The 21012-nt window shown below is 69.6% G+C and carries 25 protein-coding genes; 12 read left to right on the plus strand and 13 right to left on the minus strand.

From position 1 onward, the window contains the following. Positions 1 to 2 precede the first annotated feature (2 nt). The 3 genes from FHX78_RS17200 to FHX78_RS17210 form a co-directional block, all read right to left on the minus strand. Positions 3 to 1034: an alanine racemase gene (locus tag FHX78_RS17200; protein WP_145868331.1), complete on the minus strand. Its 1032-nt coding sequence runs from the start codon at positions 1032 to 1034 to the stop codon at positions 3 to 5. 85 nt (positions 1035 to 1119) lie between these two features. Next, positions 1120 to 2241: a peptidoglycan bridge formation glycyltransferase FemX gene (femX, locus tag FHX78_RS17205; RefSeq protein ID WP_145868332.1), complete on the minus strand. Its 1122-nt coding sequence runs from the start codon at positions 2239 to 2241 to the stop codon at positions 1120 to 1122. Positions 2242 to 2406: 165 nt separating this feature from the next. Then, entirely contained in the window at positions 2407 to 2721 is a 315-nt protein-coding gene (locus FHX78_RS17210; RefSeq protein WP_145868333.1) for a hypothetical protein, read from the minus strand. 314 nt (positions 2722 to 3035) lie between these two features. Between FHX78_RS17210 and rpsF the strand changes: the two genes are divergently transcribed. The 4 genes from rpsF to rplI all read left to right on the plus strand — a co-directional run bounded on the left by rpsF (position 3036) and on the right by rplI (position 4749). Further along, on the plus strand, positions 3036 to 3326 hold the full coding sequence (gene rpsF / locus FHX78_RS17215) for a 30S ribosomal protein S6 (RefSeq protein WP_004985983.1): 291 nt from the start codon (positions 3036 to 3038) through the stop codon (positions 3324 to 3326). 78 nt (positions 3327 to 3404) lie between these two features. Continuing rightward, on the plus strand, positions 3405 to 4004 hold the full coding sequence (locus tag FHX78_RS17220) for a single-stranded DNA-binding protein (protein ID WP_145868334.1): 600 nt from the start codon (positions 3405 to 3407) through the stop codon (positions 4002 to 4004). A 43-nt stretch (positions 4005 to 4047) separates the two neighbouring features. Beyond that, entirely contained in the window at positions 4048 to 4284 is a 237-nt protein-coding gene (gene rpsR, locus FHX78_RS17225; protein ID WP_003949403.1) for a 30S ribosomal protein S18, read from the plus strand. Between the two features lie 18 nt (positions 4285 to 4302). Beyond that, positions 4303 to 4749: a 50S ribosomal protein L9 gene (rplI, locus tag FHX78_RS17230; protein WP_145868335.1), complete on the plus strand. Its 447-nt coding sequence runs from the start codon at positions 4303 to 4305 to the stop codon at positions 4747 to 4749. Between the two features lie 82 nt (positions 4750 to 4831). Here the strand turns inward: rplI and FHX78_RS17235 are convergent, their stop codons facing one another. After that, complete coding sequence (locus FHX78_RS17235; protein WP_145868336.1) at positions 4832 to 6169, minus strand: MATE family efflux transporter; 1338 nt, start codon at positions 6167 to 6169, stop codon at positions 4832 to 4834. 460 nt (positions 6170 to 6629) lie between these two features. Between FHX78_RS17235 and dnaB the strand changes: the two genes are divergently transcribed. Together dnaB and FHX78_RS17245 are read left to right on the plus strand one after the other, a co-directional pair. Then, complete coding sequence (dnaB, locus tag FHX78_RS17240; protein WP_145868337.1) at positions 6630 to 8108, plus strand: replicative DNA helicase; 1479 nt, start codon at positions 6630 to 6632, stop codon at positions 8106 to 8108. A 19-nt stretch (positions 8109 to 8127) separates the two neighbouring features. Beyond that, positions 8128 to 9513 (plus strand): serine hydrolase domain-containing protein, encoded by a 1386-nt coding sequence (locus FHX78_RS17245; protein ID WP_145868338.1) that lies wholly within the window; start codon positions 8128 to 8130, stop codon positions 9511 to 9513. A 63-nt stretch (positions 9514 to 9576) separates the two neighbouring features. Here FHX78_RS17245 and FHX78_RS17250 read toward each other — a convergent pair whose 3' ends face one another. Together FHX78_RS17250 and FHX78_RS17255 are read right to left on the minus strand one after the other, a co-directional pair. After that, a complete protein-coding gene (locus tag FHX78_RS17250; RefSeq protein WP_145868339.1) occupies positions 9577 to 10029 on the minus strand; it encodes a GNAT family N-acetyltransferase in 453 nt (150 codons plus the stop codon). Between the two features lie 62 nt (positions 10030 to 10091). Next, on the minus strand, positions 10092 to 10556 hold the full coding sequence (locus FHX78_RS17255) for a MarR family winged helix-turn-helix transcriptional regulator (RefSeq protein ID WP_145868340.1): 465 nt from the start codon (positions 10554 to 10556) through the stop codon (positions 10092 to 10094). A 141-nt stretch (positions 10557 to 10697) separates the two neighbouring features. On the opposite strand from FHX78_RS17255, the gene FHX78_RS17260 reads away from it, so the two are divergent. After that, entirely contained in the window at positions 10698 to 11906 is a 1209-nt protein-coding gene (locus FHX78_RS17260) for an MFS transporter (RefSeq protein WP_145868341.1), read from the plus strand. 107 nt (positions 11907 to 12013) lie between these two features. On the opposite strand, the gene FHX78_RS17265 is transcribed toward FHX78_RS17260, so the two are convergent. Further along, the gene (locus tag FHX78_RS17265; RefSeq protein ID WP_145866178.1) at positions 12014 to 13216 is read right to left on the minus strand and encodes an IS110 family RNA-guided transposase; all 1203 of its coding nucleotides are present in this window, start codon (positions 13214 to 13216) and stop codon (positions 12014 to 12016) included. A gap of 212 nt (positions 13217 to 13428) precedes the next feature. Between FHX78_RS17265 and FHX78_RS17270 the strand changes: the two genes are divergently transcribed. Then, a complete protein-coding gene (locus FHX78_RS17270) occupies positions 13429 to 13851 on the plus strand; it encodes a GlcG/HbpS family heme-binding protein (RefSeq protein WP_145868342.1) in 423 nt (140 codons plus the stop codon). Between the two features lie 85 nt (positions 13852 to 13936). Here the strand turns inward: FHX78_RS17270 and FHX78_RS17275 are convergent, their stop codons facing one another. The 6 genes from FHX78_RS17275 to FHX78_RS17300 form a co-directional block, all read right to left on the minus strand. After that, on the minus strand, positions 13937 to 14803 hold the full coding sequence (locus FHX78_RS17275; protein WP_145868343.1) for a GNAT family N-acetyltransferase: 867 nt from the start codon (positions 14801 to 14803) through the stop codon (positions 13937 to 13939). Positions 14804 to 14913: 110 nt separating this feature from the next. Next, a complete protein-coding gene (locus FHX78_RS17280) occupies positions 14914 to 15396 on the minus strand; it encodes an NUDIX domain-containing protein (protein WP_145868344.1) in 483 nt (160 codons plus the stop codon). An 87-nt stretch (positions 15397 to 15483) separates the two neighbouring features. Further along, positions 15484 to 16392 carry a LysR family transcriptional regulator gene (locus FHX78_RS17285; RefSeq protein WP_145868345.1) on the minus strand — a complete coding sequence of 303 codons (909 nt, stop codon included), beginning with the start codon at positions 16390 to 16392 and terminating at the stop codon, positions 15484 to 15486. A 226-nt stretch (positions 16393 to 16618) separates the two neighbouring features. Beyond that, positions 16619 to 17788 carry a cystathionine gamma-lyase gene (locus FHX78_RS17290; RefSeq protein ID WP_145868346.1) on the minus strand — a complete coding sequence of 390 codons (1170 nt, stop codon included), beginning with the start codon at positions 17786 to 17788 and terminating at the stop codon, positions 16619 to 16621. Then, a complete protein-coding gene (locus tag FHX78_RS17295) occupies positions 17785 to 18276 on the minus strand; it encodes a low molecular weight protein-tyrosine-phosphatase (RefSeq protein ID WP_145868347.1) in 492 nt (163 codons plus the stop codon). The genes FHX78_RS17290 and FHX78_RS17295 overlap by 4 nt, the downstream gene beginning before the upstream one ends. Before the next feature lie 5 nt (positions 18277 to 18281). Next, positions 18282 to 18659 carry a phage holin family protein gene (locus FHX78_RS17300; RefSeq protein WP_145868348.1) on the minus strand — a complete coding sequence of 126 codons (378 nt, stop codon included), beginning with the start codon at positions 18657 to 18659 and terminating at the stop codon, positions 18282 to 18284. Between the two features lie 60 nt (positions 18660 to 18719). Between FHX78_RS17300 and FHX78_RS17305 the strand changes: the two genes are divergently transcribed. The 4 genes from FHX78_RS17305 to FHX78_RS17320 all read left to right on the plus strand — a co-directional run bounded on the left by FHX78_RS17305 (position 18720) and on the right by FHX78_RS17320 (position 20956). Continuing rightward, positions 18720 to 19037, plus strand: coding sequence for a cupin domain-containing protein (locus FHX78_RS17305; protein WP_145868349.1), 318 nt, complete (start codon positions 18720 to 18722; stop codon positions 19035 to 19037). 149 nt (positions 19038 to 19186) lie between these two features. Next, the gene (locus FHX78_RS17310) at positions 19187 to 19399 is read left to right on the plus strand and encodes a DUF5326 family protein (RefSeq protein WP_031484720.1); all 213 of its coding nucleotides are present in this window, start codon (positions 19187 to 19189) and stop codon (positions 19397 to 19399) included. A gap of 193 nt (positions 19400 to 19592) precedes the next feature. Then, complete coding sequence (locus tag FHX78_RS17315; protein ID WP_229924121.1) at positions 19593 to 20423, plus strand: IclR family transcriptional regulator; 831 nt, start codon at positions 19593 to 19595, stop codon at positions 20421 to 20423. A 98-nt stretch (positions 20424 to 20521) separates the two neighbouring features. Further along, positions 20522 to 20956 (plus strand): SsgA family sporulation/cell division regulator, encoded by a 435-nt coding sequence (locus tag FHX78_RS17320; RefSeq protein WP_145868350.1) that lies wholly within the window; start codon positions 20522 to 20524, stop codon positions 20954 to 20956. Positions 20957 to 21012 lie beyond the last annotated feature (56 nt).

Raw genomic sequence — 21012 nt, forward strand, 5'->3', positions numbered from 1 at the left:
GCTCAGCGGTCGACGAGCCGGTCGAACTGCGTGGTGGTGTGACGCAGATGAGCGACCAGTTCCTCGCCGACGGTCGGTTCCGGCGCGTCCGAGGGCACGAAGAGGATCGACACCTGCATGTGCGGCGGCTCGGCGAACCAGCGCTGCTTGCCGCCCCAGACGAACGGCGAGAGGTTCCGGTTGACCGTGGCGAGGCCGGCGCGGGCGACGCCCTTGGCGCGCGGCATGACGCCGTGCAGGGCCTTGGGGGCCTCCAGGCCCACCCCGTGCGACGTACCGCCCGCCACGACGACCAGGTAGCCGTCGGAGGCGGCCTTCTGCTGCCGGTAGCCGAACCGCTCCCCCTTTACGACGCGCGTGACGTCCAGGACCGCGCCGCGGTACTCGGTGGCCTCGTGGTCCCCCAGCCAGAGCCGGGTGCCGATGCGGGCGCGGAAACGGGTCTGCGGGAACTGCTGCTGGAGCCGCGCGAGTTCATCGGCCTTGAGATGGCTCACGAACATGGTGTGCAGCGGCAGGCGGGCCGCCCGCAGCCGGTCCATCCAGCCGATGACCTCCTCGACGGCGTCCGAGCCGTCGGTACGGTCCAGGGGCAGATGGATGGCGAACCCCTCCAGCCGGACGTTCTCTATCGCGGCGTGCAGCTGGGGCAGGTCCTGCTCGCCGATGCCGTGCCGCTTCATCGAGGACATCACCTCGATGACGACGCGGGCGCCCACCAGGCCGTACACGCCGTCGATCGACGACACCGAGCGGATGACCCGGTCGGGCAGCGGTACGGGCTCCTCGCCGCGCCGGTACGGCGTCAGCACCAGCAGGTCACCGCCGAACCAGTCCTTGATCCGTGCGGCCTCGTACGTCGTGCCGACCGCGAGGACGTCCGAGCCCAGCCGTGTGGCCTCCTCGGCCAGCCGCTCGTGGCCGAAGCCGTAGCCGTTGCCCTTGCAGACGGGGACGAGTCCCGGGAACTGCTCCTGCACGTGCTTGTGATGCGCCCGCCAGCGCGCGGTGTCGACGTAGAGCGTGAGCGCCATGGCCGGACCTGGAACCTTTCTCGTGGTTGCGGTGTGTCAGAGGTGGGGGGAGCGAACGAAGCCGTCAGGGCGGCGAAGACCGGGCTCAGCGGCGCGACATGTAGATGTCGAGCGCCTTGTGGAGCAGCTTGTTCAGCGGGAAGTCCCACTCACCGAGGTACTCGGCCGCCTGGCCGCCGGTGCCCACCTTGAACTGGATCAGACCGAAGAGGTGGTCGGTCTCGTCCAGCGAGTCGGAGATGCCCCGCAGGTCGTAGACGGTGGCGCCGAGCGCGTAGGCGTCGCGCAGCATCCGCCACTGCATCGCGTTCGAGGGCCGGACCTCGCGGCCGATGTTGTCGGAGGCGCCGTAGGAGTACCAGACGTGCCCGCCGACGATCAGCATCGTCGCCGCGGACAGGTTCACGCCGTTGTGCCGGGCGAAGTACAGCCGCATGCGGTTGGGGTCCTCGGTGTTGAGGGCCGACCACATGCGCTGGAAGTACGACAGCGGGCGGGGCCGGAAGTGGTCGCGCACCGCGGTGATCTCGTACAGCCGCTGCCACTCGGCCAGGTCCTCGTAGCCGCCCTGGACGACCTCGACGCCGGCCTTCTCCGCCTTCTTGATGTTGCGGCGCCACAGCTGGTTGAAGTTCTTGTGGACGTCTTCCAGGGCGCGGTTGGCCAGCGGCACCTGGTAGACGTAGCGGGGCTGGACGTCGCCGAAGCCGGCGCCGCCGTCCTCGCCCTGCTGCCAGCCCATGCGGCGCAGCTTGTCGGCGACCTCGAAGGCACGGGGCTCGATGAAGTCGGCCTCCAGGTCGCGCAGACGCTTCACGTCCTGGTCCTGGATGCCCTTCTTGATGGTCGTGGCCTCCCAGCGCCGGATGATCACCGGCGGGCCCATCTTCACCGAGAAGGCGCCCTGCTGCTTCAGGTGCGCGAGCATCGGCTCGATCCAGTCCTGGAGATTCGGCGCGAACCAGTTGATGACCGGGCCCTCGGGCAGATAGGCGAGGTAGCGCTTGATCTTGGGGAGCTGCCGGTAGAGGACGAGGCCGGCCCCGACCAGCTCACCGGTCCGGTCGTCGAACCAGCCGAGGTTCTCCGAGCGCCACTCCGCCTTGACGTCGGCCCAGGCCGGGACCTGCATGTGACTCGCCGACGGCAGGCTCTGGATGTAGGCCAGATGCTGCTCTCGGCTGATGGTCCTCAGGGTCAGGCTCATTCGGGGCGCTCCTCGGGCTGGTGTGTCCCCATGGGTTCAGGGGCTCCGGCTCTCGCGCGAAGCCTACTGCGCCTTGGGGGCGCCCCGGTTGGGCGCACGGGACCTTCGCCCCGGCCGGTGGCCGGCCGGGGCGTTCGACGCTCTTCACGAAGGGGGTGGTCCGTGTCAGTCGAAGAGCCCACCGAAGAGGCCGCCGTGCGCCATGCCCAGGAAGAAACCGATCGCCGCGGCACCGATGCCCAGGATGAGGCCGAAGCGCTCGCGCGTCGTCTCCGAGATCCACTGGCCGTAGGCGCCGGTGATGATGCCCACCAGGCCGGTCCAGGAGCTGAGCAGGTGCAGATGGTGGAACATCGCCGTGATGAAGGACGTGACGCCCAGCACCAGGGTCACCGCGAGAAGGGCGTCCTGGCGGGGATGGGGCTTGCCGTCCGTGGCGAAAAGGCCTCCGGCGGTGTTGGGTCGCAATGCCTGTGCCATGGGGCACCTCCTGCGAAAGGCGGCTGATCGTAGCGCCGTACACACCCGATGTGTACAGATTGAGGGTCCCTCCGGCCGGATTTCAACCGGAAGCCGCTGTGCGGGTACTCTGTAGCGTCTGCACCGGTGTCTGTCCGGACAGAGCCAGGCAGGGGAAGGGCCCACGGGTCAGCCCCGGTCGGCCTGGAGAACCGCCGCCCGGCCTCGATTGTCAGTGGCGGCTGTTTTACTGACAGGCATCGTTGCGCAACGCATCACGACCCTCCTGCCACGGAACGACCGTGGCCGCTGAGTCCAAAGGAGGTGGGTTCCACATGCGTCACTACGAGGTGATGGTCATCCTCGACCCCGATCTCGAGGAGCGTGCTGTCTCCCCGCTGATCGAGAACTTCCTTTCTGTCGTCCGTGACGGCGGCGGAAAGGTCGAGAAGGTCGACACCTGGGGCCGTCGTCGTCTCTCGTACGAGATCAAGAAGAAGCCCGAGGGCATCTACTCGGTCATCGACCTGCAGGCCGAGCCTGCGGTCGTCAAGGAGCTCGACCGCCAGATGAACCTGAACGAGTCGGTCCTCCGGACCAAGGTCCTCCGCCCCGAGACCCACTGAGCTCTTCCGCTCAGCTGATCTCGGGACTCGAGTAGCAGCACCCAGCAGCCAGCAGCAAACCCGCCGAGAGGTTCCCCCATGGCAGGCGAGACCGTCATCACGGTCGTCGGCAATCTTGTCGATGACCCCGAGCTGCGCTTCACCCCGTCCGGTGCGGCCGTCGCGAAGTTCCGTGTCGCGTCGACTCCCCGCACCTTCGACCGCCAGACGAACGAGTGGAAGGACGGCGAGAGCCTGTTCCTGACCTGCTCGGTCTGGCGTCAGGCGGCGGAGAACGTCGCCGAGTCGCTCCAGCGAGGCATGCGCGTCATTGTGCAGGGCCGGCTGAAGCAGCGGTCCTACGAGGACCGTGAGGGCGTCAAGCGCACGGTCTACGAGCTGGACGTCGAGGAAGTCGGCGCCAGCCTGCGCAACGCCACGGCCAAGGTCACCAAGACCACCGGCCGCGGTGGCCAGGGCGGCTACGGCGGCGGTGGCGGCGGCGGCCAGCAGGGTGGCGGCGGCTGGGGCGGTGGCCCCGGTGGCGGCCAGCAGGGTGGCGGCGCTCCCGCCGACGACCCGTGGGCGACCGGCGCTCCCGCCGGTGGCCAGCAGGGCGGCGGTGGCGGTGGCTGGGGCGGTGGCTCCGGCTCCGGTTCCGGCAGCGGCGGCGGCTACTCGGACGAGCCCCCCTTCTAGGGCGGGCCGTACCCACACTTCTTGATCACACAGGAGAAATCACATGGCGAAGCCGCCTGTGCGCAAGCCGAAGAAGAAGGTCTGCGCATTCTGCAAGGACAAGGTCACGTACGTGGACTACAAGGACACGAACATGCTGCGGAAGTTCATTTCCGACCGCGGCAAGATCCGTGCCCGCCGCGTGACCGGCAACTGCACGCAGCACCAGCGTGACGTCGCCACGGCCGTCAAGAACAGCCGTGAGATGGCGCTGCTGCCCTACACCTCCACCGCGCGATAAGGGAAGGGTGACCGACACATGAAGATCATCCTCACCCACGAGGTCTCCGGCCTCGGTGCCGCGGGCGACGTCGTCGACGTCAAGGACGGCTACGCTCGCAACTACCTGGTTCCGCGGAAGCTCGCGATCCGTTGGACCAAGGGTGGCGAGAAGGACGTCGAGCAGATCCGTCGTGCTCGCAAGATCCACGAGATCCAGACCATCGAGCAGGCCAACCAGGTGAAGGCCCAGCTCGAGGGCGTCAAGGTCCGTCTGGCCGTTCGCTCCGGCGACGCCGGTCGTCTCTTCGGTTCCGTCACCCCGGCCGACATCGCTTCGGCGATCAAGGCCGCCGGTGGCCCCGATGTCGACAAGCGCCGCATCGAGATGGGCTCGCCGATCAAGACGCTGGGCGCCCACGAGACGTCGGTGCGTCTGCACCCCGAGGTTGCCGCCAAGGTCAACATCGAGGTCGTCGCTGCCTGAGTGCAGTGCTTGCTGAAGCAGTGAGCATGGGGGCCGCACCCTTCGGGGTGCGGCCCCCATCGCCATGTTTCACGTGAAACGGTCAGCGCGCCGCGCCCGTGACGATCCAGCGACCGGATCGGGTACGGACCCACAGGGTCAGCATGCGTACGGTCATCATGAGCGTCATCGTGGCCCAGAGCGCGGTGAGCCCGCCCCCGAGCGCGGGAACCAGCAGGGCGACGGGAGTGAACACCGCGAGGGTCAGCAGCATGGCCCATGCGAGGTACGGTCCGTCGCCCGCGCCCATGAGGACTCCGTCCAGGACGAAGACGATGCCGCAGATCGGCTGGGAGAGTGCGACAAGCACCAGCGCCGGCAGCGCCGAGTCCTTGACCGTGGCGTCGCTGGTGAAGAGGGGCAGGAACACCGGCCGGGCCAGCACCACCAGCACACCGAGGACGACCCCGACAGCGATACCCCACTCGACCATGCGGCGGCACGCCTCACGAGCTCCCTGGGCATCCCCGGCGCCGAGATAGCGCCCGATGATGGCCTGTCCGGCGATGGCGATGGCGTCCAGCGCGAAGGCGAGCAGGCTCCACAGGGAGAGGATGATCTGGTGGGCCGCGATGTCCGAGTCACCGAGGCGCGCGGCGACGGCCGTAGCGATCATGAGAATGGCGCGGAGCGAGAGGGTGCGCACCAGCAGGGGAACACCCGCCTGTGCCGAGGCCCTGATCCCGGCGGCGTCGGGACGCAGCGAGGCTCCGTGTCTGCGCGCACCGCGCAGAACCACTGTCAGGTAGACGGCGGCCATGCCCCACTGTGCGATGACGGTGCCCCAGGCGGAGCCCGCGATGCCGAGGTCGGCGCCGTAGACCAGCACGACATTGAGTACGCCGTTGGCGACGAAGCCGGCGATGGCGACGTACAGGGGCGTCTTGGTGTTCTGGAGCCCGCGCAGGACACCGGTCGCGGCGAGCACGATCAGCATGGCCGGTATGCCGAGCGTGGAGATCCTCAGATACGTGGTCGCATAGGGGGCTGCCGTGTCGGAGGCGCCGAAGAGGTCCACGAGGGCCGGTGCCGTGGGCAGGACGACGGCCATGACGGAGGCGCCGAGGAAGAGGGCCAGCCAGATTCCGTCCATGCCCTGGCGGATGGCCGACGAGAGGTCGCCGGCCCCTACCCGGCGGGCGACGGCGGCCGTGGTGGCGTAGGCCAGGAAGACGAACACGCTGACGGCGGTCATCAGCAGCGCGGAGGCGACACCCAGTCCCGCGAGCTGTGCCGTGCCGAGATGGCCGACGATGGCGCTGTCGGCCATGACGAAGAGCGGCTCGGCGACGAGGGCGCCGAAGGCCGGGACGGCCAGCATGACGATCTCTCGGTCATGCTTCCGTCGAGCGGCTCCGGTGCGTGCGGGGGCCTGTGTCATGTGCACCAATGTAATCATCCACAGGTAAGAGATGCAAAGCTTTTCCGACCCTTACTTCGTGGCTCTGGGTGTGGGCTTGCGTACACCTCATGAAGCGATCTTGATCCGAGTGGGGAAGTTTTTCTTCTGCACAGCCGGTGGACGGCAAACATGCAGGTCAGGGCGGTTGTCGTCGGGGATTGGCGAGCTTGTTCACAGGGCTGTCCACCGGCTCGTGCACAGGTTTCGCGGAGTTCTCCACAGTATTGGGGCCGTCGTCCACATGGCCTGTGGATAACCAGATTGGCTGACGGTGCCGACGGGCCTACGGTGGTCCGGCGCCCGCTCCGTCCGCCGTTTGCACAAACACCACAAATCCGGCGTGTGACAAACGGAGTTGAGGGGGCTTATTTGTCAGTGCCGTGCCGTAGAACTGAGAGGCACGGCGAGGTCCGCTCGGCGGACGGGAGGAGGTGGCTCGGTGAGCATTTCCGAGCCCTTGGACGACCCGTGGGCCGACAGCGGTCCCAGTGATCGTCTGCCCGCCTCCCGCCGCCGTGACGACCGGGGCAGAGGCCGTGACGAGCAGCACGACCGCGGCCGGGACAGCGGCGAGTGGGACGGTGGGGGCTCCGCGTTCGAGCGGGTGCCGCCCCAGGACCTCGAGGCGGAGCAGTCCGTGCTGGGCGGCATGCTGCTGTCCAAGGACGCCATCGCCGACGTCGTCGAGATCCTCAAGGGCCACGACTTCTACAAGCCGGCCCACGAGACCATCTACACGGCCATCCTCGACGTCTACGCCAAGGGTGAGCCGGCCGACCCCATCACGATCGCGGCGGAGCTGACCAAGCGCGGCGAGATCAACAAGGTCGGCGGGGCCTCGTATCTGCACACCCTCGTGCAGATGGTGCCCACGGCGGCCAACGCGGCGTACTACGCGGAGATCGTCCATGAGCGGGCCGTGCTGCGCCGCCTGGTCGAGGCCGGCACGCGCATCACGCAGATGGGTTACGCGGCCGACGACGACGTCGACGAGATCGTCAACCGGGCGCAGGCGGAGATCTACGCGGTCACCGAGCAGCGCACCAGCGAGGACTACCTGCCGCTCGGCGACATCATGGAGGGCGCCCTCGACGAGATCGAGGCGATCGGCTCGCGCAGTGGCGAGATGACCGGGGTGCCCACCGGGTTCACCGACTTCGACTCGCTCACCAACGGCCTGCACCCGGGACAGATGATCGTCATCGCCGCGCGTCCCGCGATGGGCAAGTCCACGCTCGCGCTGGACTTCGCGCGGGCCGCGTCCATCAAGAACAACCTGCCCAGCGTCATCTTCTCGCTGGAGATGGGGCGCAACGAGATCGCGATGCGTCTGCTGTCCGCCGAGGCCCGGGTCGCGCTGCACCACATGCGGTCGGGCACGATGACCGACGAGGACTGGACGCGCCTGGCGCGCCGGATGCCGGACGTCTCGGCGGCGCCGCTCTACATCGACGACTCGCCGAACCTGTCGATGATGGAGATCCGTGCCAAGTGCCGTCGTCTGAAGCAGCGCAATGATCTGAAGCTGGTCGTCATCGACTACCTCCAGCTGATGCAGTCCGGTGGTTCCAAGCGGGCCGAGAGCCGTCAGCAGGAGGTCTCGGACATGTCCCGAAACCTCAAGCTGCTCGCCAAGGAACTGGAGATCCCGGTCATCGCGCTCTCCCAGCTGAACCGTGGCCCCGAGCAGCGCACCGACAAGAAGCCGATGGTCTCCGACCTGCGTGAATCCGGCTCCATCGAGCAGGACGCCGACATGGTCATCCTGCTGCACCGCGAGGACGCCTATGAGAAGGAGTCCCCGCGCGCCGGTGAGGCGGACCTGATCGTGGCCAAGCACCGAAACGGCCCGACGGCGACGATCACGGTCGCCTTCCAGGGCCACTACTCCCGCTTCGTGGACATGGCGCAGACCTGATCCGTGCTGGACTGAGGGCATGACGACACCTCAGGAAGAACTGCTGCCCGGGACGCGGCGCGCGCTGCTGCACCGGATCGCCGTCGCCCAGTCCGAGGGGCGTGCGCCGTCGCTGGTGGCGTCCGTGGTGCGGGGCGGGCAGGCCGTCTGGACGGGGGCGCGGACCTCGGTGGAAGGACATGCCCCGGACGAGGACGTGCAGTACCGGATCGGGTCGATCACCAAGACGTTCACCGCCGTACTGGTACTTCGGCTGCGCGACGAGGGGCTGCTGGATCTCTCGGACCCGTTGGAGAAGCACCTGCCGGGTACGGGAGTGGGCGAGGCGACGATCGTCGAACTGCTCGCCCACAGCGGTGGGCTGGCCGCCGAGACGCCCGCCCCGTGGTGGGAGCGGACCTCTGGAGCCCTGCGGCCCGGCCTCGCGGACGTGCTGGGCGAGCGGCCGCTGGTCCACCCCGTGGGCCGGAGGTTCCACTACTCGAACCCTGGTTACGCGTTGTTGGGAGCCCTGGTCGAGAAGCTGCGCGACGGCCGGTGGGAGGACGTGCTTCGGCGAGAAGTGCTCGAACCCCTTGGCCTGCATCGCACGAGCGTTCACCCGCGGACGCCGCATGCGGGTGGCTGGGCCGTGCATCCGTGGGCGGATGTGATGCTGCCCGAGCCCCTGGAGGACCTCGGGCTGATGGCGCCGGCCGGGCAACTGTGGTCCACCGCAGGTGACCTGGCGCGCTTCGCGGCCTTCTTGCTCAAGGGGGACGACCAGGTGCTGAGCGCCGAGTCGGTGCGGGAGATGAGGACGCCGGCAGCAGCGGTCGAGGCGGCGGACGTGGCGAGCGGTTATGCGTACGGTCTGGGCCTGGAACTCCGTCATCAGCACGGCCGTGCCCTTGTCGGGCACACCGGCTCCCTTCCGGGCTTTCTCGCCTGCCTCACGATCGACGAGGCGGACGACGTGAGCGCGGTGGTCCTGGCCAACTGCACGTCCGGCCCGGCGCCGTTCACGGTCGCGGCCGACCTCGTACGGATCGTCGCCGAGGCGGAACCGTGCATCCCCGCTCCCTGGCAGCCTCTGCGGGAGGCCGACCCGGCGCCGCTGGAGCTGGTGGGGCAGTGGTACTGGGGGACGTACGCCTTCGCGCTGCGGCTGTCGGCCGATGGCCTGCTCGCGCTGGAGCCGCTGTCCGGCAACGGCCGGGCTTCGCGGTTCCGCTCGCAGGGGGACGGCACCTGGGTGGGGCTGGAGGGCTATTACGCCGGAGAGCGACTGAAGCCCGTACGTCGGCCGGACGGATCGGTGAGCCACCTCGACCTGGGCTCGTTTGTGTTCACGCGCCAGCCGTATGAGGAGGGGGCTCCGGTGCCGGGCGGGGTGGATCCCGAGGGGTGGCGTGGCATCGGGTAGTCGCCGGGCGGTCCGGTGCCTGTGGGGCCCTGTTTCACGTGAAACAGGGCCCCGGCTCGTGGTTTACAGCGTGAGCTTGAAGCCGACGTGGGAGGCCGTGAAGCCGAGTCGCTCGTAGAAGCGGTGGGCGTCCGTGCGGGAGGCGTCGGAGGTCAGCTGGACCAGTTGGCAGCCTTCACGGCGGGACATGTCGATGGCCCACTCGATGAGCCGGCTCCCGAGGCCGCTGCCGCGTTCCTCGGCATGGATGCGGACTCCCTCGATGATCGACCGGGTGGAGCCGCGACGGGACAGCCCCGGAACGATCGTGAGCTGCAGCGTGCCGACCACGCGGCCTTCACGGACGGCGACGACGAGGTGCTGGTGGGGGTCGGCGCTGAGTCGCTCCAGCGCAGTCCGGTAGGGGGCGAGGTCGTCAGGTGACTCGCGCTGCGCGCCCAGGGGATCGTCCGCGAGCATCGCGACGATCGCGGGGAGGTCGTCGGCGACTGCGGTGCGTACGTCAAGATCTCCCATGCCCGCACCCTACGCAGCGACGGCCGGAACGGGCGAGCCTCCCACGGTGTGGTCGTCCCCCGTCAGGCGGGAACGGGTGCCTTGAGCGTCTCCACGGCCCTGACCAGCGGGGCCAGGTCGGGGTTCTTCGCCGCCACGTCGAGGGCCTCGCGCAGGGCGGTGTCGTTGGTGGGCCGTGCCTCCTCCAGGAGCTTCAGACCGGCCTCGGTGACGTTGGTGTAGATCCCGCGCCGGTCGGTGGGGCACAGGTAGCGCTCCAGCAGGCCGCGGTCCTCGAGCCGGGTGACCAGGCGTGTGGTGGCGCTCTGGCTGAGGACGACGGCATCGGCCACCTGCTTCATCTGCAAATGACCCCCGTCGCCGTCGTGCTGTCGGCTCAGGACGTCGAGCAGGGAGTACTCCCGCACGCTCAGGTCGTGCCGTGCCTGAAGGGCGCGCTCGATATGGGCCTCGATCCTCCCGTGCAGCAGGGAGAGGGCACACCAGCCCTGAGCGAGGGCGGTGAGCGCGGGGTCCGTGGCGGTCATGGGCGTTTCCTCCGTCCAGGAGCTGCTGACACCAGGGTAGAGCAACGGCGCAATAGTCGGCGCTTGCAAGTATCCAGCGCTTGCAACTATTGTTTTGGCACGTAAAGCGCTCCTGCAATCCTCTGGGAAGGTCTGTCCCCCATGCCTCTCGCGCTTCTGGCCCTCGCGATCGGGGCCTTCGGGATCGGAACCACGGAGTTCGTGATCATGGGCTTGCTGCCCGAGGTCGCGGGCGACTTCGGTGTCTCGATCCCCACGGCCGGCTACCTGGTGACCGGCTACGCCCTGGGCGTCATGTTCGGTGCCCCGCTGATGACCGTGCTCGGCACCAGGATCTCCCGCAAGCGGATGCTGATGCTGCTGATGGCGCTGTTCGTCGTCGGCAACCTGCTGTCGGCGCTGGCCCCGTCCTTCGGCGTCATGCTCATCGGACGGGTGGTCGCCTCACTGGCCCACGGTGCCTTCTTCGGCATCGGCTCGGTGGTCGCGGCCGACCTGGTCGCCCCGGACAAGAAGGCCGGAGCCATCGCCCTGATGTTCACCGGACTGACCGTCGCCAACGTCGTCGGCGTCCCGCTGGGCACGCTCGTCGGGCAGTCCGTCGGCTGGCGCGTCACCTTCGGCATCGTCGCCGTCCTGGGCGTCGTCGGCCTGGCCGGCATCGCCGGGCTCGTCCCCGACCTGCCCAGGCCCGAGGGCGTACGGCTGCGCCACGAGCTGGCCGCCCTGAAGAACGTCCAAGTGCTCCTCGCCATGGCGATGACCGTCCTCGGCTTCGGCGGCGTCTTCGCGGCCATCACCTACATCGCGCCGATGATGACGCACGTCGCGGGCTTCGCCGACGGCTCCGTCACCTGGCTGCTGGTACTCTTCGGCCTCGGCATGGTCGGCGGCAACCTCATCGGCGGCCGGTACGCGGACCGCGCCCTGATGCCCCTGCTGTACGTGTCCCTGGGCGCCCTCGCCGTCGTCCTCGCACTCTTCACCCTCACCGCCCAGAACAAGGCAGCGGCCGCCGTCACCATCGTCCTCATCGGCGCACTGGGCTTCGCCACGGTGCCACCGCTGCAGAAGCGGGTGCTCGACCAGGCGCACGGCGCCCCCACCCTCGCCTCGGCCCTCAACATCGGTGCCTTCAACCTCGGCAACGCGCTGTCCGCCTGGCTCGGCGGCCTCGTGATCGCGGCCGGCCTCGGCTACACGGCACCCAACTGGGTCGGCGCCGTCCTCGCCGCGGGCGCCCTGGTGCTGGCCCTCGTCTCGGCCGCTCTCGAACGCCGTGCCGACGCACCCGGCACCGTGACCACCGGCTCGGCGCGCACCGAGCGGCCGACCGCCGTCACCCACTGACCGAGTGAGCGGGAGAAGCGAGGCCAGGGCCGTCTTCGCACCCCCCGCTCCCGCACCTCGGCACGACCGACACCACCCGTACCGCAAGGAGAATCTCAATGATCGTGTCAAGCCGCCTGCGTGACTGGCGGGACGGAGGTGAACAGCCTCTTGTCACGCAGCATCGCCCACAGCACGTTGACCCGTCGGCGGGCGAGTGCGAGCAATGCCTGCGTGTGGATCAGGCCCTCGGCGCGTTTCTTGAGGTAGTAGTCCCTCGAAGGTCCCGGTCGCATCATCGCGGACTGCGCGGACATGTAGAACAGCCAGCGCAGGCGCCGGTTGTAGCGTTTGGGCCGGTGGTAGTTGCCGGTGCGGCGGCCGGAGTCGCGAGGCACCGGCGCCAGGCCGGCGTGCGAGGCCAGGCGTCCGGCGTCGCGGTAGCCGGAGAGGTCCCCGACGATTGCGACGAACTCGGCACCCAGGATCGGGCCCATGCCGGGCAGGGACTCGATGATCTCGGCGCGGTCGTCGGTGCGGAAGGTCTCGCGGATCTCCTGGTCGTTGTCCTTGATCCGTTCGTCCAGGGCCAGGAGCTGGTGGGCCAGGTCGCGCACCAGCTTGGCGGCCCGGGCCTCGCCGGGCAGGGCGGTGGTCTGGGACTGGGCGGCCTCGACGGCCTTGGCCGCGACGGTGTCGGCACTGCGGACCTTGCGTCGTTCCAGCCAGGTGGTCAGCCGCTTGACGCCGATCCGCCGCAGGGCGGCCGGGGTCTGGTACTCGGTGAGCATGACGACCGGGCCCTTGGAGGCGGAGTAGTCGAATGCCCGCTCCAGGGCCGGGCAGATGCCGACCAGCAGGTCGCGCAGCCGGTTGATGAGCCGGACCCGGTCGGCGATCAGGTCCCGCCGGTAGCCGGTCAGCAGCTGCAGTGTGGAAACCAGCTCTGGCGGAGTCCCGATCGGGGCGAAGTCCCGGCGCATGCGGGCCTGGTCGGCGATGACCAGGGCGTCCTTGGCGTCGGTCTTGCCCTCACCGCGGTAGGCGCCGGTCATCCGGTTGACAGTGCGACCGGGCACGTAGACCACCTGCTGACCGTGCGCGATCAGCAGGGCCAGCAGCAGGGCGGAGGCACGGCCGGAGATGTCCACCGCCCACCGCACCTCGTCGGCCTTCTCCCGGGCCGTGTCGATCAGCGTCAGGATCTGGGCCTCATCGTTGAGCACCTTCGTCGAGAACAGTGTCTCACCGTCGGCGTTCACCGCCACCGCCCAGTGATGCCCCTTGCCTGCGTCGATGCCGACCCATATCCGCGCGTGAGCCCTGCTCAAGCCCGTCGCTCCGTTCCACCGTGACCAGCACTTCTGTGGCCCGGGGAACACTCCGCCGACAGGTCCTTAACCAGCGATGCCCGCAGTTCTCAATCAGCAGTCGGAGCGTCCCGGAGGACCGGGCGGCCATTCTCCGGGAGCCATCAACGGCAAACACCCCATCAGCCACACCCGGTCCTCCCGGACCGCCCAACATTCTTAAGGAGACCCCCATGAGCACCACCACCGCCGTCGCCCCGCTCAGCACCGCGGATGCCGAAGCGCTCGTCACCGCCGCACGCGAGGCCGCCGAGGCAGCCGGTGTCACCGTCAGCGTCACCGTGCTCGACGCCGGCGGGCACCTGCTCGCCTTCCGCCGTGACGACCGCGCCGTACTGATCTCCGGTGAGACCAGTACCCGCAAGGCGTACACCGCCCTCCAGCTCGACACACCCACGGCCGACCTGGTGGACGCCGTGCAGCCCGGCGGCCTCTTCCACACGCTGCCCACCGCGCTCGACCGGCCGCTGCTGTTCATCGCCGGGGGCGTGCCCGTCCGGCGCGGCGGCCGGCTGATCGGTGCCATCGGTGTCGGCGGCGGCGCGCCGGAGCAGGACCATGCCGTCGCCACGGCCGCCGTGGACGTCCTCGTCTGACGACGACGCCCGCCGGACGCGACCGGACCGCGGAGCCGGTCCCGGATCTCCGGGACCGGCTCCGCCGCGCGTCGGCGAGCGAGGGTCAGCCCGCGGCGACCGTCACCGGTGCGAACCGCCGGTTCCAGTCCCCGGGCAGCTCCGTGATCCCGTACGTCATGACCGCGTTGAAGGCGACGGACGCCAGACCGCGGTCCTTCGCCCAGCTCAGCAGCTCTTCGTGGCGCACGTCGATGTCGGTGCGCAGCGGACGGTCGGTACGGGCGGCGAGGGAAGCGAGGAGCGCCTTGGCCGTCTCGGTGTCACGGGCGATCAGCGGGCCCACGACGTGCGTGTCCATGTTGGGCCAGGCGGCCGCGTAACCGATGACCTGCCCGTCCTCCTCGGCGACGCGCAGCTGGTCGGCGAAGGCGGGAAGCCGCGTGATGACGTGCGTGCGGTCGGCCCCGAACACCTCTTCGTCGAGGCGCAGGAGGGCGGGGAGGTCCTCCGCAGTGGCGGCACGGGTGGCCACCCGCTGCTGTGCGGCTTCGGGGGCGAAGTGGCCGCGCAGCATCTCCGCCCGGCCGCTGACCTTGAAACCGAGCTCCTCGTAGAGCGGCCGGCCGAACGGGGTGGCGTGCAGGGTGAGGGGCGTGGTGTCCATCGCGGAGACGACGTGCCGCATCAGTCGGCGTCCCACACCCCGGCGCGCATGCCGTTCGGCGACCAGGACCATGCCGATGGCCGCCAGCGAGGGCTGATCCCGAAACCCGTACTCGGTGACGACGCAGGCCGCCACCAGCCCTCCATCGGGGTCGTCGATGCCGTAACCCCTCCCGGCCGCGAGAAGGAGACCCCACTTGTGTTCCTCCCGTGGCCACCCCCGGTCCTCGGACAAGTCGGCACAGGAGGTGAGATCGCGGAGCGTCAGACGGCGGATGGGCAGAGCGGCAAGGGAAGGTGTCGGCACGCAGGTCAGGCTGTCCGACAGGGGGCTGTGACGTCCACCTGTTTCCGAAGACTCATGCGAGCTTTTGGCCACGCCGCGTCCCGGGGCGGCACCCCGCGCAGGGGCGGGCGTCAGCCCAGGTCGGGGGCGTGCATGGCGAGGACCCCCTCGATGTTGCCGTCCAGGTAGTGGCGCAGCGACAGCGGTACGAGGTGGACCGAGGCGATCCCCACGCGGGTGAAGGGCACACGGACGATCTCGTACTCACCGGCGGGCTCGTCGACCTCCGGGCCGTGCCGCAGGGACGGGTCCATGGATTCCAGGCGGCATACGAAGAAGTGCTGCACCTTGACGCCGGTGGCGCCGCCGTCGTCACCGATGTGCTCCACGGTGTCGACGAAGCAGGGCACGACATCGGTGATCTTGGCGCCGAGCTCCTCGTACACCTCTCGGTGCAGGGCGTCGACGACGGTCGGGTCCTTCGGCTCGACCCCGCCGCCGGGGGTGACCCAGTAGGGGTCCACACCAGGTTTGGTGCGCTTGATCAGGATCAGGTTCTCGCCGTCCAGCAGAACGGCTCGGGCGGTGCGCTTGACCACGGGTCGGACGGTCATGGGGGAAATGTGGCCCGGTTGGTTCCACGTGAAACATCGTGCGACGGCATCGCCCGGCTTTCCCGCGGTGAGCCCTCGCCCCGGCGCTCAGCTCCAGTCGGCGGCCGCCTGCTCCAGCCACTCGTGGGCCCGGGCGATGTGCGGCATCGCCAGCGTGCCGGTGCGGACCACCAGGAAGTACGTGCGTAACGGAGGGACCGTCGGTTCGTGCAGGGCGACAACATCGCCTCGTTCCAGTGCGCCCGCACACAGATAGCGGGGCAGTACCGCCAGCCCCGCTCCGGCGGTCGCGCAGGCCAGTACCGCGCGGAGATCCGGGACGACGACGGTGCCCGGGGCGACCGGGCGGGAATCGAAGACGGCGGCCCAGTAGCGGGCGACCAGGGGCAGCGACTCGTGGACCTCGACCACCGGTATCTCTTCCAGGGCGGACGGACCGGCGCGGCGGAGTGCGCCGGTCCCTCCGATCCGCTCGGCCCAGCGCGGGGAGGCGATCAGGACGTGCTCCTCGTCGCAGAGCGCAGTCGCCGAGAGCAGCGCGCCGCGCGGCCGGACCGTGCTGATGGCCAGATCGTGATGCCCGGAAGCCAGCCCCTCCAGCGTCTCCTCGGCGGTACCGAAGGAGGCGCGCAGGGCGAACCCCTGGCCGTCCTCGCCCGTCAGCTCCGTGAGCGCGGGCAGCGCCCGCTCGGCGGTGAACTCCGGCGGGCCGGCCAGATGCAGGGTCCGTAAGGAGGAGTCCTCCTCCAGACCGGCCTCGGCTATCTCCACCAGGGCGTCGAGATGCGGCGCCGCCTTGTGGGCCAGCTCGTCCCCGATGGTCGTCGGTGTGACACCACGCGCCTGCCGAAGGAACAAGGGCCGCCCCAGCTGCCGTTCCAGCGTCCGAATCTGCGAGGTGACGGCCGGCTGGGAGAGACCCAGCAAGGCTGCGGCGCGGGTGAAGGAGCCGGCCCGGTGCACGGTCACGAAGGTTCGCAGCAAGGCCAGATCCACGGCGCGCACCCCCTAGTCAGCCCCCGCTGCCGGACCGGACGCGTTCAACTATAAATAAGTCGATAGGCCGCTGTCGCTACGGTGATTGGACACTGACACTCAGTCAACTAGCCTTGTTCGCGCGGTTCTTCGCGCGCGGAACCGAGGACGGTCCGAGCCACGAGGGGGGAGGCTCGGACCGTCCGCAGCGGTGCGCCGGGTGGTGCCTGCCCGGCTGAAGCGGCCGTCAGCCGGCCGACTCGTCCAGGGCGCGCAGCACGTCCGCCACCAGGTCCCCGGGGTCCTCGGCGCCCACGGAGAAGCGGATGAAGCCCTCCGGCACCGCGTCCCCGCCCCAGCGCCCACGCCGCTCCGCCGTGGACCGTACGCCGCCGAAGCTCGTCGCATCGTCCACGAGCCGCAGCGCGTCGAGGAACCGGTCCGCACGCTCCCGGGAGGGCAGCGTGAAGGACACCACGCAGCCGAAGCGCCGCATCTGCCGCGCGGCGACCTTGTGCGAGGGGTCCTCGGGCAGCCCCGGATAGCGCAGCCCCGTCACCTCGGACCGCTCCCGCAGCGCCTCGGCGAGCGCGAGCGCCGTCGCGCTCTGCCGGTCGACGCGCAGCTGCAGCGTGGCGATCGAGCGGTGCGCGAGCCAGGCCTCCATGGGCCCGGGAATGGCACCGACGATCTTGCGCCAGCGGCGGACACCCGCCATGGCCTCGGCGTTGTGGCCGGTGACGTACCCCAGCAGCACGTCGCCGTGTCCGGTGAGCTGCTTGGTACCGCTGGCCACCGCGAAGTCGGCGCCGAGCTCCAGCGGGCGCTGGCCGAGCGGCGTCGCGAGGGTGTTGTCGACGGCGACCAGGGCGCCGCGCGCGTGCGCCGCCTCGGCGAGCCGCCGTACGTCGCACACGTCCAGCCCCGGGTTCGAGGGCGTCTCGATCCACAGCAGCTTCGCGCCGTCGAGCACCTCGAGCTGGGCGTCGCCGCCCGTCGGAGCGGTGCGCACCTCGATGCCGTACGCCTCCAGCTGGGCGCGCACCAGGGGCAGCGCCTGATAGCCGTCGTCCGGCAGCACCACCGCGTCCCCGGAGCGCAGCTGGGAGAAGAGCACCGAGGAGATCGCGGCCATGCCCGAGGCGAACACCAGGGTCTCGGCGCCGTCCCGCCCGGGCGCCTCCAGCTCGCCGATGGCCCGCTCCAGCAGGGTCCACGTCGGGTTCTCGTCCCGGCCGTAGGTGTACGGGCCGGTGGGGTCGCCCGGCAGGTGGAAGTGGGCCGCGAACACGGGGCCGGGCAGGGTCGGCTCGTGCTTGACCGGCTCGGGCAGCCCGGCCCGTACCGCGCGGGTGCCCTCACCGGCTCCGTCCGGCAGCGCCGGCCCGTGGCCCGCGCCCGTCGTCGAATCGTTCATGCCGCCTGTCCTTCCACCTGCTCACGTACCGCGGCGAGCAGTCCGGTGCTCGCCGCCTCCACCATCTCAAGGCACTCGTCGAAACCGTCCGCGCCCCCGTAATAGGGGTCCGGCACGTCGAGGTCGTCGTCGGCCGCGGGGTCGTACGACCGCAGCAGCCGCACCTTGTCCGCGTCCCGCTCCGTGGGGGCCAGGCGGCGCAGCGCCGTGAGGTGCTCCGAGTCGAGCGCGATCACGAGATCGAGACGGGCGAACCAGGACGGATCGAACCGCCGGGCGGTGTGGGCGGTGTCGTAGCCGTTCGCCCGCAGCACGGTCTCCGTGCGGGGGTCGGCTCCCTCGCCCTCGTGCCAGCCGCCCGTACCGGCGCTGTCCACCACGACCGCCCCGTCGAGTCCGGCCTCCGCCACCCGCGCGCGGAAGACGATCTCGGCCATGGGGGAGCGGCAGATGTTGCCGGTGCACACGAAGCAGACGCGGTAGGTCATCGCGCTCAGTCCCTGTCGGGCAGGACGACGTTGAGAGCCCAGGAGACGACGGAGATGATCAGACCGCCCAGTACGGCCGTCCAGAAGCCCTCCACGTGGAAGCTCAGGTCGACCTGGTCGGCGAGCCAGGAGGTGAGCAGCAGCATCAGCGCGTTCACCACCAGGGTGAACAGGCCGAGGGTGAGGATGAGCAGGGGGAGACTCAGGAGCTTCACCAGCGGCTTGACCAGGACGTTCACCAGTCCGAAGATCAGGGCGACGAGGACCAGGGTGCCTATCTTCTTGCCGGTGCTGTCACCGGTCAGGGTGATCTTGTCGAGCAGCCATACCGCGACCGCCAGGGCGCCCGCGTTGGCGATCGTCTTGACTAGGAAATTCATCATGTGTCTGATCGTGACAGACACGATCGGGCTTGAGCAGTGAGGCAGGGGCGGGACTAGGCGATGAAGGCATTCCGGCTGGACGAACTGGAGGCGGAACGCGCCGCCAACGACGGGGCGTACCTCCAGTTCCTGCGGGAGCGGAACATGTCGGTCGGGCTCTACGCGCTGGACGCGGGTGGGCAGGACCCGCAGCAGCCGCACCAGCAGGACGAGGTGTACTTCGTCGTCAGCGGCCGGGCGGCGATCACCGTCGGCATGGAGACCACCCAGGTGGCACGCGGCAGCGTCGTGTACGTACCGGCCGGCGTGGCGCACAAGTTCCACCACATCAGCGAGGACCTGCGCGTCCTGGTGGTGTTCTCTCCCCCCGAGAGCTGAGCTGCGGTCTCGGGGTTCCCTAGGGGAACGGTCAGGGGAGGACAAGGGATCCGGGGCCTCCGCCGGACCACCTGCCGCCCTAGCATCGAGTGCGGGACATCATCGACACGACCCGGCACTCGACGGGCGGAGAGGTAGGGACGAGGGCGATGCGAGAGATCTTCGCGGGACTGCCGTGGTGGGTGAAGTGGATCGCGGTGCCGGTCATCGCCCTGGTCGTGTTCGGCGGGCTGATCGCCAACGTGGTCGGCTTCGTGATCGGACTGCTCTTCAAGGTGCTGGTCTTCGTGGCACTGGTCGGCGGACTGATCTATGTCGTACGGAAGTTCACATCGAGTTCTTCCTCGCGCAGCGACTGGTGAGCCGAGGGGGACCGGTGATGCGGTAACAGGAATCGCCGGTTCCCTCGGGCGGGGGAAGTTTCCTCGGCGGGCCGTCTGCGTGCGGTGACAGCCCGTTAGAGTCCGGAACTCGACGCGGGGACGTTCCCCGCGAGCGGCGACCTCCACCCGTGTCCCCCGCACGGGCTGCCCCCTCGCGTTTCGGGAGTGACCCTTGGCCACGACTGGCACCGCCTCCGCACATCTGACCGCGGTCCCTCCACAGCCCCACTCGCCGACGCCACCGGCCCCGGCACCCACCACCACGCTCATCGGCTCCGTACAGCGGGCCATGCGCCTGCTGGAGACCGTCGCCGGGCACGCGTACGGGGCCCCCGCCAAGCAACTGGCCCGCGAGACCGGGCTGGCGCTCCCCACCACCTATCACCTGCTGCGCACCCTGGTGCACGAGGGTTATCTGCGCCGTGACAGGGGGCTGTTCTTCCTGGGTGACGCGGCGGAGCGGCTGAGCAGCAGCGGAGCAGAGCAGAAACGTCGCAGCACGGTGGCCGACATCCTCGCCCGCTGGCGGGACGCGATCGGCGCCCCCGTGTACTACGCGGTGTACCGCGAGGGCGAGATCGAGGTCGTCTGCGTCTCCGACAGCCCCGGACACCCCGCGGTCGAGGAGTGGGCCGACTTCCGGGAGACCGGCCACGCCCACGCCGTCGGGCAGTGTCTGCTGTCCCAGCTCGACGAGGACGCCCGCCGCGATCACCTCGACCGCTATCCGGTGCGGCCCGTCACGCCGAACACCGTCGGCGACGAGCACGGCCTGCTGAGGCGCCTCGAACGGTTGCGCCGGAGCGATCTGGTGATCGAACGTCAGGAGTACGCCCTGGGCGCGGTCTGTGCGGCGATCCCGATCACCGTCGGCACCACCGCCGCGTCGATGGCCTTCTCCCTGCCTGCACATCAGGCCGACCGGCTGCTCCCGGCGGCCCAGCGACTCCAGGCCGAAATGGGACGCCTGCTCGGGTCGCTCACGCTGTCTATCAGTATCTGAAAACTCACTCCTTGTGATCTGCTGTGTACGTTCAGCAAGATTCCATCTAGTGTCAGGGTCCATGCCCGGCCAGTCCGTGGCGAATGACGGGGTAGGCGATGCGCGAATCCGTACAGGCAGAGGTCATGATGAGCTTTCTCGTGTCGGAGGAGCTGTCCTTCCGCATCCCGGTGGAGCTGCGCTACGACACCTGTGATCCCTACGCCGTACGGCTGACCTTCCACTTGCCCGGGGACGCACCCGTGACCTGGGCCTTCGGGCGGGAGCTGCTGATCGACGGCGTCGGACGGCCCTGTGGCGAGGGCGACGTCCGGGTCTCGCCGGTGGATCCCGACACGCTGGGCGAGGTGCTGATCCGGCTTCAGGTCGGCAGCGACCAGGCGCTCTTCCGTTCGTCGACCGCGCCCCTGGTGGCCTTCCTCGACCGCACCGACAAGCTGGTGCCGCTGGGCCAGGAAGGGGCGCTGGCCGACTTCGACGCCCACCTCGACGACGCCCTGGACCGCATCCTGGCGGAGCAGAGCGCCGGCTGAAGCGTTACGCCGACCGGGTGGACTCAGGCGGAACGCTTCAGCGCGTTCCGCCGCGC

Source organism: Streptomyces capillispiralis (assembly GCF_007829875.1).
Classification (GTDB): Bacteria; Actinomycetota; Actinomycetes; order Streptomycetales; family Streptomycetaceae; genus Streptomyces; species Streptomyces capillispiralis.